This is a genomic window from Mucilaginibacter sp., from assembly GCF_025359345.1.
Lineage (GTDB): Bacteria > Bacteroidota > Bacteroidia > Sphingobacteriales > Sphingobacteriaceae > Mucilaginibacter.
This window is the reverse complement of the sequence record NZ_JANYGQ010000035.1, coordinates 1-14,981: the sequence shown is the minus strand read 5'-3', so window position 1 is coordinate 14,981 and position 14,981 is coordinate 1. Positions and strand designations below refer to the sequence as shown.

The window sequence follows — 14,981 nt, the reverse complement described above, 5'->3', positions numbered from 1 at the left end:
AAAGGATCATAAAAAAGCCTGTGGGTAATCCCACAGGCTTTTTTATGATCAAGATATTCCTAATCTCTTATCTCTAACCTCTAATAACTAACTTTTCATCTGCTCAATCACTTCAGGGGTTACACCGGTGAAGGAGAAACCACCATCGTGGAAGAGGTTTTGCATGGTTACCATTTTGGTAAGGTCGCTAAACATGCTTACGCAGTAGTCGGCGCACTGGTCGGCATCCGCATTACCAAGCGGGCTCATTTTTTCAGCGTAGCTAATGAAGCCATCAAATCCTTTTACACCCGAGCCAGCGGTTGTGCGTGTTGGAGACTGCGATATGGTGTTGATACGTACATGTTTCTTTTTACCATAGTAGTAGCCAAAGCTGCGGGCAATGCTTTCTAAATAGGCTTTGTTATCGGCCATATCGTTGTAATCAGGGAATACACGCTGGGCGGCGATGTATGTTAGGGCCAGTACCGAACCCCATTCGTTTATCGCATCCATTTTCATGGCGGTGGACAAAACGCGGTGTAGGCTAAGCGCCGATATATCTAATCCCTTATGGGTAAAATCGTAATTGTTTTCAGGATAGGAGATGCCCTTACGAACGTTAACGCTCATCCCTATCGAGTGCAGTATAAAATCAACACCGCCGCCAAAATGCTCCTGGCTTTTGGTGAACAGGTTCACCAGGTCGTCGTTATTGGTCACATCGGCACCAATGATTGGGGCATTACATTCTTCGCCCAGTTTATTTAATTCGCCCATGCGGAGTGCGATAGGGGCGTTGCTCAAAATAATTTCGGCACCTTCCTGTACAGCGCGCTGTGCTACCTTCCAGGCGATAGATTGCTCGTTAAGAGCGCCAAAAATTATCCCTTTTTTACCTTTTAATAAGTTGTAAGCCATGTGTTGATTTTAATAATGATAGTGGCAAAGGTATATATTTATTGTTTACAATAAAATGGATGGAAATTGTTAGATTGATGCTTAAACTTTGATCAGTTGCAAGGTAAGTTTCGCCTGCTGCTGTTCCGTTCGCTAACTGAACGAAACGTTGCGCAACAAGGTGAAACACACTATCTTTCTGCAGTCCCTGGAAATTTTCAGCCACTAAATTGTTTCACCCTGTTTCATGATGTTCGGCACAGGAAGCGAACGAAACAGATTTAGATATTGGCTCACACCTGGGAATTTTGTCAATGAATTGTTTCACCCCGTGTCATGATGTTCGGCACAGGAAGCGAACGAAACAGTTAATGTCAGCTGGTTATTTAGCAGATGTATGTTTTCCCAGGTCGCATTGTTTCGGCTTGTTGCGCAATGTGCCGAACAAAAAGAGAACGGAACACTTTAGTTTGTAAACTAATTAATATATATAGCTTGTTTATTTTATTAATAGACATATTATAAATAATCAATATAAAAGCATGAATATATAATTGGTTTGCTGTTTCGTCCGGGTGGGGAATAGAACAATGCGAAACAGAACGAAACAGTTGGCGCGCCTTGGTAAAGCGCTGAGGAATTTATCTACAGACTGTAGCATTTTTAAATCCCCCGTATCTAACCACCAAATAAACGCCCGGATAAGCTAAATTACATACCTTAACCCGGATACAAAGTAAAAACCATTTATGGTGTTTGAAGATATTTACCGCGACTATTGGAACAAGGTATTCCGCATTTGCATGGGCTATGTGAATGACAAGGACCTTGCGAAAGACATGGCGCAGGAAACTTTTATTTTGATTTGGCGAAAGCTGCCGCAATTCAGGAATGAGTCGGCGGTTGGTACCTGGATCTACCGGATCGCATCGAACAATTGCCTGCGGCAAATTGAGCGCAGTAACCGCATGCCCAAAACCGAATTACCCGAACAAATTGAAGATACCCTGGAACCCGATATGGAATGGCAGAGCCGCCTGCTTTATAAATGCATTGCCGAACTGCCCGAAACCGACCGTATCATCATTTCATTGGAACTGGAAGATGTGAAACAAGCTGAAATAGCAAAGATAACCGGCCTTAGCGAAAGCAATGTGCGGGTAAAAATATTCAGGATAAAAGAAAAGCTGACTCAAAAATTTAAGCAATATGAGCGAGAATATTGATTTTAAGGAACTGTGGAACCGCGGCAAGGCCAGCGCACCCGATGTGAGTGAAATTTTTGCAAAAGCAAACCGGCTTACCCGTAAAACACGTTGTAAAATATGGTGGAGCAATATCATTCTATCAATAACCATTTTGCTGATGATATTTATCTGGTGGTATTACCAGCCGCAATTACTTACTACAAAAATAGGGCTGATATTAATACTAATTGCCATCGTGATTTTCCTGGTTACTACCAACCAGCTATCACCTTTATTAGCCAAAGCGGATGAGGAGACTGATAGCCGGCATTTTTTGGAGCAAGTGATCAGGATTAAGCATAAGCAGGAGTTTTTAAATAAAACCATGCTTACGGTTTATTTTATTTTGCTATCAATTGGTATCACGCTTTACTTTATAGAATATGCAAGCCGCGGCAGCTTGCTGTTCCAGGTGCTGGCTTACGGGATAACGTTCGCCTGGATAATTTTTAACTGGATTTATATCAAGACACGCACTATTAAAAAGCAGCAAAAAGCCATAAATGATATAATTGCAAGGCTGGAAGAGGTGAATGGGCAGTTTGGTGACAGTCCTCTAAACTAAAAAATAAAAAACTTTGTCATTGCGAGCGAGGAACGAGCGCGGCAACCGCGAACTTTACAGAGCGGCTCTCCATAGTTCGCGATTGCTTCGTTCCTTACAGCATTGACAAAGTTTATAACTTAGCCCAGGGCTAGCCCAGCAATTCCCTCGCATTCTGCAATGCGCTTTCGCCCGGCTTATCGCCGCTTAGCATTTTGGCAATCTCCAAAACACGTTCGTCGTTATTTAACTGCTTAATACGGGTATAAGTAGTTGCGCCTTCATCGTCTTTATAAACAAAGTAGTGGCTTTGGCCTTTGGCGGCAATTTGCGGCAGGTGGGTTATGGTTATAACCTGCAGGTTGTCGGCAAGTTTTTCCATTATCTGGCCCACCTGGTTGGCTACCTCGCCGGAAACTCCTGTGTCTATCTCATCAAATATAATAGTGGGCAAGGCAGTGTTTTGAGCAATGAGCGATTTGATGCTGAGCATTAGTCGGGATAACTCGCCGCCCGAGGCTACTTTGCTCATCTCTGACAATGCATGGCCCTTATTGGCGGTGAACAGAAATTTAATCTCGTCAACCCCATTTTTAGTAAGCACATCAGTGTTTTCCGTCTTTCGGACTTCCGGACTTTCGGACTTTCGGACTAACTGTTCAATTTTCAGGTTGGAGTTAGCCATGCCCATTTCGGCAAGTGTTTGCAGCACCTTTGTTTCTATAGATGGAACTGCCTTTTTTCGATTGGCTGATAGCTGACCGGCTAATGTTTCAAGCTCCTTTTTATCGGTATCAAGCTGGGCCTTCAGTTTTTCAATGGCTTCATCGCCAAAAACAGCCTGTTGTATTTTATCGGATAGCTCATTTTGTAAATCCAATAGTTCGGCATTGGTGTTTACGCGGTGTTTTTTTTGCAACAGGTAGATAACGCTGAGGCGGGTATTTACTTCTTCGGCCCTCGCGTCATCAGTAACCGTGCGTTGTTCAATATTTTCAATTTCAGCAGCAATATCTTTCAGTTCGATAACCGCGCTGTTGAGGCGCTGGTGCAGTTCTTCAATTTGCGGGTTGAACTTTTCGAGTGCCAATAACTGGTGACCAGCCTCGCGTAATTGTATAATGGCGGACGTTTCGCCTTCCTCCATCAGGTAAAAGGCGCCCAGCAGGTTCCGTTTTATTTCACCGGCATTATTGAGCGAGTATAGTTCCTGCTCCAGCAATTGCTGCTCATCGGTCGAAAGTGCAGCTTTTTCCAGTTCATCAAACTGGAACTGGTAATAGTCCAAATCGGCTTTGGCTTTGTCGCTGTCATCAATTAATTGCTGCAGCTTTGATACGCCTTTTTTATACGCCCTGAACTTGGTGCGATAATCTGCCAACAAATCATCATGTTTGGCAACAGCATCGACCACCAGCAGCTGGAACTCCGGGTCATTAATTTCCTGAGTTGCGTGCTGCGAATGTATATCAATCAACCTTTCGCCTAAAGCCTTTAGCGAATTTAGATTAACCGGGGTATCGTTTACAAAAGCCCTTGATTTGCCGTCGGCCGATATCTCGCGGCGTAAAACGGTTTCAGCCTCATAATCGAGGTCATTATCTTCAAAAAATTGTTTTAAATGAAATGCGCCTATTTTAAAGGTGCCTTCGATAACACATTTTTTTTGTTGATTGAAAAAATAACGGCTTTCGGCACGCTGGCCGAGGATAAGCGAAAGCGCCCCTAAAATGATTGATTTACCCGCGCCGGTTTCGCCGGTAAGTATATTTAAACCGCCATCGAAACTGATTTCAAGGTTGTCAATTAACGCGTAATTATTAATGCTGAGCTTCTGAAGCATAAAAAAATACCTTCTGTTTGGAAGGCACTAAATTACGGTTTAGTTGATTAAGTTGAGTCCGAAAGTCGGAAAAGTCGGGAAAGTCCGAAAGAAAAAAAGCCTGTTCAAAACGATAATCAAGGAGTGCTGATTAATTATTAACCTAATCAACTCAACCTAACGTAATAAACCTGGTCAACTACAGCTTCGCACCTGTTTTGTACGCCACAATAACTCGTTTGATGGCATCAATTACAACAGCAGGGTCTTCCAGGTGGATATTATGGCCGCTGTTTTTGTCGAGAATAAGCTTGCTGTTTGTTGATAGTTTCGCCAAGTCGGCCTGTAGCTTTAATCGGTCATTCTCCAGTTCAGCAGCATCAGGCATACCAGCATAACCGCCATCGCCCCGTGCCAATACTATTAATGGGATGTTTCCCAGCATAAAGGCGGGCTTACCCTTGTTTGTATACATTTCTGCAACATCTTCGGGCGACCAGTTCATTTCATTACCCGCAGCCTTCCTGAATACTGGTTGCGACTGGGCCCATATCTGCATCTGCTGATTTTTTTTCGGCAGTTTATCCATCGGAGGTTCAATACTTGTATCCAGCGCCACCGGTTTGAGGGCGGCTGAACTGGTATCTATAATTTTGCTGGTTATGTTTTTGGGTTCCGGGGCGTATTGGCCTTTGGCAAAATCACGGATGCGCACGGCTTTTTTATCCAACACTATTTTTGAGTCTTCATTCAACGCATCAACCAAAACAACACCCGCTACCTCGTCTTTGTAAAATCTTGCGAATGACCGTACCAGGAAGCCGCCAAATGACTGCCCAACCAAAATGTACGGCCCTTTTATGCCTGAGTTATGAAGCGCTGTATGCAATTCATAAGCAATTTGTCTGCCCGACCGCGGCAATGGACCTTGTTCGCTCCATGCAAAGCCGGCTCTGTCATAACTTACACATGTAACAGTTTTTGCAATTGCAGGCTGCACCAGGCTCCAGATAAATGAAAAATCGCCACTGCCGCTTTCCAATATCACAGTAGGCGTTCCCTTACCTGTAATGTTTACATGCAACAGGTGTCCGCCTGCATCAACCAATTTTCCCGGTGGGAGAGGAGTTTGAGTATTTTGAGAATAACCAGCGGTTGCAATACTGCCTGTAAATATTAGCGTAAGGATTGGTATGCTGATTAATGAACGGAGCTGATGCATCGTAACGACTTTATACTTTGTAAACGATATAAAATTAAGTTTTATAAGGCACCTTAAATATGCAAGTATTGACTTTATTATATCGAACCCCAAACAAATACGCCCCTTGCAGTTTTCACCGCGAAGGGACGTAAATTGGTTTGTTCAATCTTTGAATTATATAATCAGGGTGCTTATATTATTGCTGGTCGCTGGTATCATCTTTTTCCTGTTTTTCAGGCTTATCAGCTTTGTCCCCTTTGTCGTCGTCATTATCATCCGACCAACGGAACTTTCTCGGATGTGTTTTCTTGTATTCCTGCAACCGCCTTTTGAAATCTGGCGTACGCATATAGGCGTGTAATTTTGCAGTTGCTTCGTGTAAAGCTGCCTTTTCTTTTTCAATTTCAGGGTTGTGGCTATACCCGCGCATTTTTGCGCTTAGGGCATGCATTTCTTCTTTTTGCTGCTCAGCCTGTGGGTTATGGAAAGCCTTTCTTAAGCTATCGCCGGTAGCGCGCAATAATTCCCTTTGTTTTTCATATTCAGGAGAGTGGGTGCGTTCGCGCATTTGCCGGCCTGCTGCTTTAATGTCAACTTGAGCCTGGCGTACGTCTTCGGGGATGTTTTTCTTTAATTCAGCTTCGTATGCCCTGTAGTTGTTATCACGGTCATAATCGTTATAGTTACGGTCATGCGGTATACCGTATTTTTTTTCCATCGATTCGTTCAGCTTTTTGAATTCGGGGCTCTCGTAATATACTTCAATTTTTTTGCCGAGCTTTTCCAGTTTGCTCTCAAGTTCTCTCGTTTCAGATGTTTCGCCCCAGTTTTTCTCGAAATCCTGGCTTATCTTTTCCATTTTGGCCTGCAGTTCCTTCAGTTCGGGCTTGTCGTAAAATGCCTGCATTTCCCTGCCTTTAGCTTCCAGTTCTTCCTGTGTTTTTTTGAACTCGCCACTTTCGTAATATTTGCCAATGGCGTTACCGTGCTTTTCAACTTCTTTGCTCAACCGGTCTAATTCAGGGTCCTTAAAATCCCATGAACCATCGTACCTGTCATCGCCTGAGTAAGCGTATACGTTATGGTTGTTATTGTCATTGGTGTTATCGTTGTCGTTATCACCGTCATTGCTTTTAACTGCGTGTGCCACTTTTTTGTGAACAACAGTTTTCTTTTTTGCTGCTGCTTTTCGGCCAGTATCGGCAAACATGCGACTGATTACGGGGCTTATAGCCTTTACCGAAATTTTTCCCTGCGCTACCTCGGGATTAAGCAGGGCCATGGCGCCTATGCCCACGGTTAATATAAGCATGGCCAACAAGGTTGGGCGCAGGCTGGGTATTTGTTTCTTTGTTTTCATGATTCTTTCAATTCGGTTTAATAAATGGTATTTTTTGCCTGTTGCGGCCAGCGCTAGCTGCCAGTCGTTTTGGCGGTTTTGCTCCAGCTTTAACAAAGCCTTTGCGTAGATGATAGGGTCTGCGGTGGCCTTTACAACCAGGTCGTCACAGCAATTCTCACGTTCTTCGTTTATAATCCTGTTTATGAGTTGTGCACAGGGGTTAAAAAATAGCAGTATGGCTATTACCTGTTGCAACATATTCACCAGGTAGTCGTTGCGTTTTATGTGGGCAAGCTCGTGCAGTAATATCGCCTCAATTTCTTCGGTCGAAAGATAAGTGGCCAGGCTGAAGGGCAGCAAAATAACCGGTGTGAAATAACCCACCATGCAGGGTACATCAACCATTTTGCTCATGCCGGCTTTTACTGTTTTGCCGATTTTTAGCATCGCAGTAAATTTATTTACCGAGAATTGAATGGCGCTATCGACCACCATACTGCGCTTTACAGCATTTATTTTTTTACGCGCCAGTATCAGCTTACCCGTATTAAACAATAAACCTGCAATATAAACTGCTGTTATATAAGGCAGGTACTCTTCAATACTGTAATAGTACCGGATGGTCTGGTCGTTAAATTGCCCAATGCCCTGTGGCAGTTCGGCCAGTACCGGCAAAGCCGATAATTTTGATGGTACTACAGCTAACCAGTTATAAAGATGTATCTCGTTAAGCAGGGTGTAGCCAAACCAGCCGGTAATAGCCAGCAGGCTTACCGTTGCCATCAGGTACTTTTTCGAGGCGGATAATTGGCCGCCAAACATCAGCGCCAGCTTTAGCACAAAATATATTATCAGCCCCTGCCACAACGAGTGGATAATGGTAATACCCAAAACCTGGCTAATATTGAATAATATATTTTGCATGGTAATAAAAGCTAAAGGTTAATGTTTGGCCGGTTTGTTATTGGTCTTCTTTTTCAGTAGTGTCCTTCTTCGACCTGTAGATACGAACATCGCCGGTTGTGTCGGTTAATACCCAATGGCCATTGCGTTTCATTTTTTTCCACTCTTTGCTGTCCAATTGCTTTTTCAGCTCTTTCATTTGGTTTTTCCACTCTGGGCTGTCAAACTGTTTGGTCAGGTCTTTCATTTGGTTTTTCCATTCCGGGCTGTCGAATTGTTTTGTCAGCTCTTTCATTTGGTTTTTCCATTCAGGGCTGTCAAACTGTTTTTGCATCAGCTTACCCTGTTTTTCCATTTCTTTAAACTGGTTTTTCCATTCAGGACTGTCAAATTGTTTTTGCATCAGCTTGCCTTGTTTTTCCAGTTCTTTAACTTGGTTTTTCCATTCAACACTGTTGAAGTGCTTACTCATTTCTTCGGACTGCTTGGCCATGGCCAGTATTTGATTTTTCCATTCGGGGCTGTCAAACTGCTTTTTCATCAGGTCCATCTGACTTTTCCATTCGGCGCTGTTAAAGTGTTTTTGCATTTCAAGGCCCTGTTTGCTCATGGCTTCCATTTGTTTTTTCCATTCGGGGCTGTTGAACTGTTTTTTCATTTGGTCCATTTGAGCCTTCCACTCGGCGCTGTTAAAATGCTTTTGCATTTCCAGGCCTTGTTTGCGTACTGCATCCATCTGGCTTTTCCATTCGGCGCTATTAAAAAAGCGTTTAACCGAATCAGGTGCGTCATCACCCCAATAAGTATTGCTGTAAGATTGCTCGGTTTTGCCTGTTTTTTGCTTTCCGGCCTTCAGCTTATTTTTTTGACTTTTGGCTACAGTTTTGCTTTTGTGCTTGTATTTGGTGGTATCGCTTTGCAAGCTGTAGTTTGTGGAATCGGTTAAAAGGGTTTTGGGTGTTGCAGTTTTAGGGTTAAACCATGCAATACAGCTAAGGGTGCCTGCTAATAAAAACAGGGCTATCATTAAATGGCGGATGCTGCCAATATGTTTTTTAGTTTTCATGATACGTTCAATTCTGTTTAATAAATGGAACTTTTGCCCGGTTGCCGCAAGTGCCAGCTTAAAATTTGTTTTGCGCACCTCTTCAAGCTTTATTAAAGCTTGCGCATATATTAAAGGCTCGCCGGTTTTTTCAACTACTAAATCATCGCAGCCGTTTTCACGTTCCTGGTTTACAATCCGGGTAATTAATTGGGTAAAGGGATTAAAAAAGAGCAACACCCCTATAAACTGCTGCAGCAGGTTCACCAGGTAGTCGTTCCGTTTGATGTGCGAAAGCTCGTGTAATAAAATGGCCTCAACTTCATCAGCCGAGAGGTTTGTACATATCGATACGGGTAAAAGTACAAGTGGCTTAAAGTAGCCTATCATACAGGGCACGTCAATCAGCTCGCTGAATTTTAGCTGGATATGCTTTTTGATGCCCAGCTTTTGTGCGAACGTGTTTACATACCGCTGCATTTGTTCGGCGGGTAAAACTGATAGCCTTATTTGCCTTATTTTGCTCCATTCCATAGCCAACCTTGCCAGATTTATGGTGAGGCCGGTAAAGTAAACTGCACATATAAATGGCAGGTACCCCGAAATTTTATAGTACCATGCCGGCTGATAGTGACTGTTGGTAGGCAAATTTAAATAAGGCAATAACGCCAAAAGCTGATTTTTCTTTAAGGTTACCCAGCTGTAAGCGCTAATTTCGGTAAGCAGCGTATAAATAAAACAAACTGTAATGGCAACCATTGCGCCAATAGCCAGGTTATATTTTTTTGTAGCCGTTAACGACGATGAGCCGGCGAAAACAATCCTCAAAATAAAATACACCACCAAACCCTGCCACAACGAGTGGATAATGGTGACGCCTAAAACCTGGCTTATGTTGTATAGTATAGTTTCCATTTTTAGTTAATTAGAGACCGGAGATTAGAGATTAGTTACAATCCCGGGGCTCCTGTCGTTTACCTTTTTATTTATTACCTGTCTTTTTTGCCTAATCTCTAAACTCTTATCTCCAATCACTTCCCCTCAAACTGTTTCAAATAATCCTTAATTGCATCTATCTCATCTTTTGATGCACGGTGATGGCCCAGGGCCTGTATCACCAAATCAGATGTTGAACCTTTAAACACTGTCGAGATTATTTTATCGATGGCTGTTTGTTGTGCCTGCTCGCGGGTTATCAATGATTTGTACAGGTGGGTTTTGGCGGTTGTGTCGCGCTCAACCATTCCTTTGTCGTGCATTATCTGCATCAGCTTTAAAGTTGTAGTATAACCGGCATCTTTATTTTTTGCCAATTCCTCATGCACATCACGTACGGTACACTGGCCCTTTTTCCAGATTACCTGTAGTATCTCAAGCTCGCTTTCTGTTGGTTTAATTTCCATTTTAAATAGTTATACGAATTTCTTCGTACAAATATGTACGATAAGTTTCGTATTTGCAAATTATTTATAAACTTTTTTAAAAAAGACGCGCGGGTATAGGGGGTATAACCAAACGTACAAAAGAAGATAAAACGGCAAAACGCAAAAAAACGGCCTTTTTGATATTGTAGAGGCCGATTTTAAGCCGATTTTAAAAGAGCATCAGGGCAAAACGAAATGTACATTCTTGGTTTATCTACGATAATACTTGTACAAACCGGCTGCTTTTGGCCCACTCTTGCCATTTATCTTATATTTTACACTCAAAAAAATGGCTTAACTTGTATAAAACGGCCTTTTTTGCCCTGTAAAAACACTTTATATACCTTGCTAATATTTTAAAGAACTCCCTATAACTACTCAAAAACGGCCGGATACGCTGCCATAACCGGCTGTTTTGCGCCTGGTTATATGACAGCGGTAAGGCCTAAAACGTTGCAAAAAAGGGTGTTTTGATATTGTTTTGTTAACAGGGGGACAAACAGGGGGACAAACAGGGGGACATTACCGTGTATTTTTTAACGCGTAAGTACCCCGATAAGTGCAAAAAAAGGGGGTTAAAGTGCAATTTTTTGCACGTAAGTACCCCGATAAAACAATTTAAGTATATTGTTAAAAAAAGTGTAACTTGTTGTAAATCAATAAGTAATAAAGTATTTACAAAAAACTTAGATTTTAAATTTTGTGTGCGCGTAGGTATCTGCGTATTGTTTGTGCTCTTTAAGTGCGTTAATACGCCGCATTATTGGTGCTGATTAGTTCTGTTAAGCGGGTCGCTCGTTAGATATCCCTGGTACATATCTGCGTACCTGTACATATATTCAATAAGCTTGTTAAGTAAAAATGTATAATGCTCAAGGTTGCTTTCATAGTCGATTAACTTAGCACATTTAAGCACCTTACTATCTGTTATTACCCCGTATGTTTCTTTAAATTCAGCATCTACAAATTTTCGTTTATATACCTTGAATTCATCTATAGCCGGAAATTTTTCTAAAACAAAATCAGGAGCGCCCATGCTTTCCGAAAAAAGGATAAGCTTTCGATAAGCCTCATAAACGTTTTTTAGGTCGTCTATTGCGTTTGAAAGCAGACCATCTAATCGTTTATCAGAATGTTTTAGATAAAAAGCAAGTTTGTTCTCCTCGAAATATCCGCCGTAAAGCACCGGCCTATTACTAATATCCTCGCTCAACTTGACCCCTAAATTTATGACATCAATCATATTAGATGGTTCAGTAGCTTTTGAATCGGAATCGCGGACCGATGCATTTCTTTCGCTTGATAGCCACATTTCACCTACTCCTGTTAGTAGCCATTGCTGATTTAGATTAGTGTATTTACTAATTATTTTCTGATACACATCGATGCCGAAGTTTATGTCCTTTGTGGTTATTTTAGACACCATAGCGCTTGAAAGGCCAATTTCTCTTGCGAATTCATTTTTTGACAGTTTCAAATGGCTTATTAATTCGTTAATTCTTGAGCGTAAACTATTCATTTTGTAAATAAAAATCTATTAAAATCAACAAAAATTTGCAAATAAGAATATAATTAGTGATAATTGTACTATAATCAATGTAAATATATTAAAATTAGCGAATCATGGACAAACAAGCATTAAAAAAACTTTTCGAAGCATTACCCTGGGGTGGTATAACGGCTATTGCGAAACAAGTGGGCGTGGCGAACGACACCGTAAAAAAGGTGTTAGATGGCCGGTCTGACAACATGGATGTACTTACAGCGGCAGTTGAGTTTATGGAAAAACATAAAACCAAACAGAATGAACTAAATGCTAAGGTGGCATCATTAGTTAACTAAAGGCAGGTACGGCTACAGAAAATAATTTTCCCGAACGCGCTACCGGACTTCGCACACCGGCGGGAACAATAACCCCAATTAATAATTAATAATGCCACAGCAAATAGGAAAAAAAGTTGGTGTAAATGCGGCTGAACTTGTGCCATGGTATTCTTATGATGCCCTTAAAAAGGTTATTTGGCGGCATAAAGAAAATACGTACGGAATTAAGCGCCTCAACAGGTCAAGCCCCGGCCATCAAATGCTTGTTGATTTTGATACATTACCCCCACACATACAAGATTGCCTAGGAGACCCGCGCAAAGTTGACCACATATTATTAAAGTACTACAAAGAAGACGGCGAAGCTGTAAGGTTTTACTCAACCTACCAGTTTGAAAATGGAGAGACGCTCGATATGAAATATCAGGAGCGATACATTGTAAATGCAAGTGTTTTAAAAGCTGCCATATTGCTAAACCTGGCGCGTATCGACATGCGGCGATCAATGAAGGGAAACCTCAAACGCAAAAAAGATATTAACGGCAATACCACTGTGCCATCAATAGGCGATGCCCTGCATAATGATGTACAAAGCTTTAATCAAGCCCTTAAAGCAAAGTTCAATATAGAACACAGCTTACCGGCCAGCGAAAGGCATTTTAAACGGGTTTTAAATGACTTTGAAACACAAGGTTACATAAGCCTGATATCTGATAAACACGGCAACCAAAACACCCGAAAGGTTACAGACGAAACCTTAAGCCTACTGCAAAGCCTTTTTGCAGGCCGCAGTAAAAAACCAAACGCTACCGAAGTACACCGGGAATATAAAGTTTTTTTAAACGGATACATTGAAGTTATCAATAATGCATCAGGCGAGGTGTACAACCCTGCCGACTTTAAAAAGCTAAGCGATACCACTGTTAAAAAATACATGGCAAGCTGGCAAAGTAAAATAGGCACCTACGCCATACGCAGCGGTAACCGGCAAACACTTATGCAGCAGTTTAAGCCGCATCATTCCCTCGATAAACCAAAATACGCCGGTAGCATCATTTCAATTGATGACAGGCAACCGCCGTTTAAAATGGCTGACGGTAAAAGGGTTTGGTTTTATAACGGTATAGACCTAGGTAGTGAAGCATTTACCTGCTGGGTGCATGGCAGCACTAAAGAGGGTATTATACTTGAATTTTACAGGCAACTTGTAAGGAATTACGCCCAATGGGGATTTAGCTTACCTGCCGAATTAGAAGCTGAGGCAAGTTTAAATAGTAGCTATGTTAATAGCTTTTTACGCGAGGGCGCAATGTTTGAGCACGTGCGTATCGAGGCCAATAATGCAAGAGGTAAACGGATAGAGCGCTATTTTAGAACCCTACGTTATGAAATTGAAAAGGAGCGCGATGGCTGGCTTGCAAGGCCCTTTGCATTAAGTGAGAGCAATCAGCCCGGCGCTGACGATATGCCTGCCCTGCCATATTCAACTATCGTTGAAAATGCATTAACTGATATTGAAACATGGAATAACCAACCGCACAGCGTTCATACACACCTGAGCCGCTGGCAGGTATTTTGCAAAAAGCAGCATCCTGATTTAAAGCCTACCAATTACGCCGCCATACTGCCATATATAGGCTACAAAACCCAAACAAGCTGCAATGTGGGAATTATCAGGCTCGACCGTAAAGAGTTTTTGCTTGGCAATAATGGCAAGGTAAGCCTCGGGGCTAACCTGATTAACTTAATGAAACAGGTAGAGGGGCAAAAAATTGATGTGTATTGGCTTGATGATAATCAAGGCGCTGTATTTAAAGCGCTTGTTTACATTGACGACCAACTGATTTGCGAGGCGTTACCAAAACCAACCTACAACCGTGCAAAGATAGAGCAGGGACCGGAAGATGCAGCCGCACGTACCATTATGAGCGCTTACGTGGCAACAATTGAGGGCTATGGCAGGCGGGTAAAACAGTCGATAGAAAAAGTTACGGTAATTGACTATAGGAAGGCTCAATTTAATGACTTCGTAATGCCCGGCCTTAAAAAGAACGAGACTAAAAAAGAAAGCGGCGGTATAATGCCAAGCTTGCCAGCAGATGATTACGATCTGTTGCCGGCACAAAGCTTTGTAAGGGAATTGAAAGACAGATTTTAATAAAAACGCAATGGAGCAGTTAAGCATTGATTTTAAAAATAAAGTTGCAGCAGCGCTGATATCGGTTATAAAAGACCGATCGACAATCGACGAGGCCTTTTATAAGTTCTATAGTATAAGCGCCGCCAACTGCCTTAAATTACGTTTAGGCAGATTAGAAAACTTAATGCCAGATAATCAATGGCTGCGCCTCGGACGCAAGTTGCAGGTTAACCAGGTTGACAGACAATGGAATATGGCCCGAACTGATGTTTTTAACACCATTGAGGAGGATATACTTTTTTGTAAAAAATACAGTAAGGCAAAGCTTTGTGTTGATGAATGCGGCATAGGTAAAACATTTACAGCAAAATACCTTGCTGCAACCCTGCCAAACTGCTTTTATGTTGATGCCAGCCAGGGCAAATCAATAACCCTGTTTACCCGCATACTGGCAAAGGCCATCGGCCTTGATAGCGGCGGCAAATGGTACGATGTAAAAGAGGACATAAAGTGCTATTTGAAAATGATACCCAACCCCATTGTAATTATTGACGAAGCCGGGGATTTAACACAAAATACCTTACAGGAGGTAAAAGAATTGTGGAAC

At 42.1% G+C, this 14,981-nt stretch carries 12 protein-coding genes; 5 read left to right on the top strand and 7 right to left on the bottom strand.

Annotated features, from left to right (window positions below; genetic code table 11):
- Positions 1-87 precede the first annotated feature (87 nt).
- Entirely contained in the window at positions 88-900 is an 813-nt protein-coding gene (locus Q0R52_RS24625; RefSeq protein WP_252788596.1) for an SDR family oxidoreductase, read from the bottom strand.
- A gap of 728 nt (positions 901-1,628) precedes the next feature.
- On the opposite strand from Q0R52_RS24625, the gene Q0R52_RS24620 reads away from it, so the two are divergent.
- Together Q0R52_RS24620 and Q0R52_RS24615 are read left to right on the top strand one after the other, a co-directional pair.
- The gene (locus Q0R52_RS24620; RefSeq protein ID WP_295799974.1) at positions 1,629-2,105 is read left to right on the top strand and encodes a sigma-70 family RNA polymerase sigma factor; all 477 of its coding nucleotides are present in this window, start codon (positions 1,629-1,631) and stop codon (positions 2,103-2,105) included.
- Positions 2,089-2,691 (top strand): hypothetical protein, encoded by a 603-nt coding sequence (locus Q0R52_RS24615; RefSeq protein WP_295799973.1) that lies wholly within the window; start codon positions 2,089-2,091, stop codon positions 2,689-2,691. The genes Q0R52_RS24620 and Q0R52_RS24615 overlap by 17 nt, the downstream gene beginning before the upstream one ends.
- A 130-nt stretch (positions 2,692-2,821) precedes the next feature.
- Here the strand turns inward: Q0R52_RS24615 and recN are convergent, their stop codons facing one another.
- The 6 genes from recN to Q0R52_RS24585 all read right to left on the bottom strand — a co-directional run bounded on the left by recN (position 2,822) and on the right by Q0R52_RS24585 (position 11,929).
- Positions 2,822-4,513 carry a DNA repair protein RecN gene (gene recN / locus Q0R52_RS24610; RefSeq protein WP_295799971.1) on the bottom strand — a complete coding sequence of 564 codons (1,692 nt, stop codon included), beginning with the start codon at positions 4,511-4,513 and terminating at the stop codon, positions 2,822-2,824.
- Positions 4,514-4,691: 178 nt separating this feature from the next.
- Positions 4,692-5,714 carry an alpha/beta hydrolase gene (locus tag Q0R52_RS24605; RefSeq protein WP_295799969.1) on the bottom strand — a complete coding sequence of 341 codons (1,023 nt, stop codon included), beginning with the start codon at positions 5,712-5,714 and terminating at the stop codon, positions 4,692-4,694.
- A gap of 178 nt (positions 5,715-5,892) precedes the next feature.
- Positions 5,893-7,962, bottom strand: a complete 2,070-nt coding sequence (locus tag Q0R52_RS24600; RefSeq protein WP_295799966.1) for a M56 family metallopeptidase — start codon at positions 7,960-7,962, stop codon at positions 5,893-5,895.
- Between the two features lie 37 nt (positions 7,963-7,999).
- On the bottom strand, positions 8,000-9,901 hold the full coding sequence (locus Q0R52_RS24595; protein ID WP_295799964.1) for a M56 family metallopeptidase: 1,902 nt from the start codon (positions 9,899-9,901) through the stop codon (positions 8,000-8,002).
- A gap of 116 nt (positions 9,902-10,017) precedes the next feature.
- Complete coding sequence (locus Q0R52_RS24590; RefSeq protein ID WP_295799961.1) at positions 10,018-10,389, bottom strand: BlaI/MecI/CopY family transcriptional regulator; 372 nt, start codon at positions 10,387-10,389, stop codon at positions 10,018-10,020.
- Positions 10,390-11,170: 781 nt separating this feature from the next.
- The gene (locus tag Q0R52_RS24585; RefSeq protein WP_295799959.1) at positions 11,171-11,929 is read right to left on the bottom strand and encodes a helix-turn-helix transcriptional regulator; all 759 of its coding nucleotides are present in this window, start codon (positions 11,927-11,929) and stop codon (positions 11,171-11,173) included.
- Between the two features lie 104 nt (positions 11,930-12,033).
- Here Q0R52_RS24585 and Q0R52_RS24580 point away from each other — a divergent pair, with 104 nt between their 5' ends.
- The 3 genes from Q0R52_RS24580 to Q0R52_RS24570 all read left to right on the top strand — a co-directional run.
- Entirely contained in the window at positions 12,034-12,252 is a 219-nt protein-coding gene (locus Q0R52_RS24580; RefSeq protein WP_295799957.1) for a hypothetical protein, read from the top strand.
- A 91-nt stretch (positions 12,253-12,343) separates the two neighbouring features.
- Positions 12,344-14,392: a hypothetical protein gene (locus Q0R52_RS24575; protein WP_295799954.1), complete on the top strand. Its 2,049-nt coding sequence runs from the start codon at positions 12,344-12,346 to the stop codon at positions 14,390-14,392.
- Between the two features lie 10 nt (positions 14,393-14,402).
- On the top strand, positions 14,403-14,981 hold a 579-nt coding region (locus Q0R52_RS24570), incomplete at its 3' end, for an ATP-binding protein (protein WP_295799952.1).

Bases quoted from the DNA above. Each gene is read 5' to 3' on its own strand.
- Q0R52_RS24575 (WP_295799954.1), top strand. From the start codon at position 12,344: ATGCCACAGCAAATAGGAAAAAAAGTTGGTGTAAATGCGGCTGAACTT.
- Q0R52_RS24625 (WP_252788596.1), bottom strand. From the start codon at position 900: ATGGCTTACAACTTATTAAAAGGTAAAAAAGGGATAATTTTTGGCGCT.
- recN (WP_295799971.1), bottom strand. From the start codon at position 4,513: ATGCTTCAGAAGCTCAGCATTAATAATTACGCGTTAATTGACAACCTT.
- Q0R52_RS24615 (WP_295799973.1), top strand. From the start codon at position 2,089: ATGAGCGAGAATATTGATTTTAAGGAACTGTGGAACCGCGGCAAGGCC.
- Q0R52_RS24590 (WP_295799961.1), bottom strand. From the start codon at position 10,389: ATGGAAATTAAACCAACAGAAAGCGAGCTTGAGATACTACAGGTAATC.
- Q0R52_RS24580 (WP_295799957.1), top strand. From the start codon at position 12,034: ATGGACAAACAAGCATTAAAAAAACTTTTCGAAGCATTACCCTGGGGT.
- Q0R52_RS24600 (WP_295799966.1), bottom strand. From the start codon at position 7,962: ATGCAAAATATATTATTCAATATTAGCCAGGTTTTGGGTATTACCATT.
- Q0R52_RS24595 (WP_295799964.1), bottom strand. From the start codon at position 9,901: ATGGAAACTATACTATACAACATAAGCCAGGTTTTAGGCGTCACCATT.
- Q0R52_RS24585 (WP_295799959.1), bottom strand. From the start codon at position 11,929: ATGAATAGTTTACGCTCAAGAATTAACGAATTAATAAGCCATTTGAAA.
- Q0R52_RS24620 (WP_295799974.1), top strand. From the start codon at position 1,629: ATGGTGTTTGAAGATATTTACCGCGACTATTGGAACAAGGTATTCCGC.
- Q0R52_RS24605 (WP_295799969.1), bottom strand. From the start codon at position 5,714: ATGCATCAGCTCCGTTCATTAATCAGCATACCAATCCTTACGCTAATA.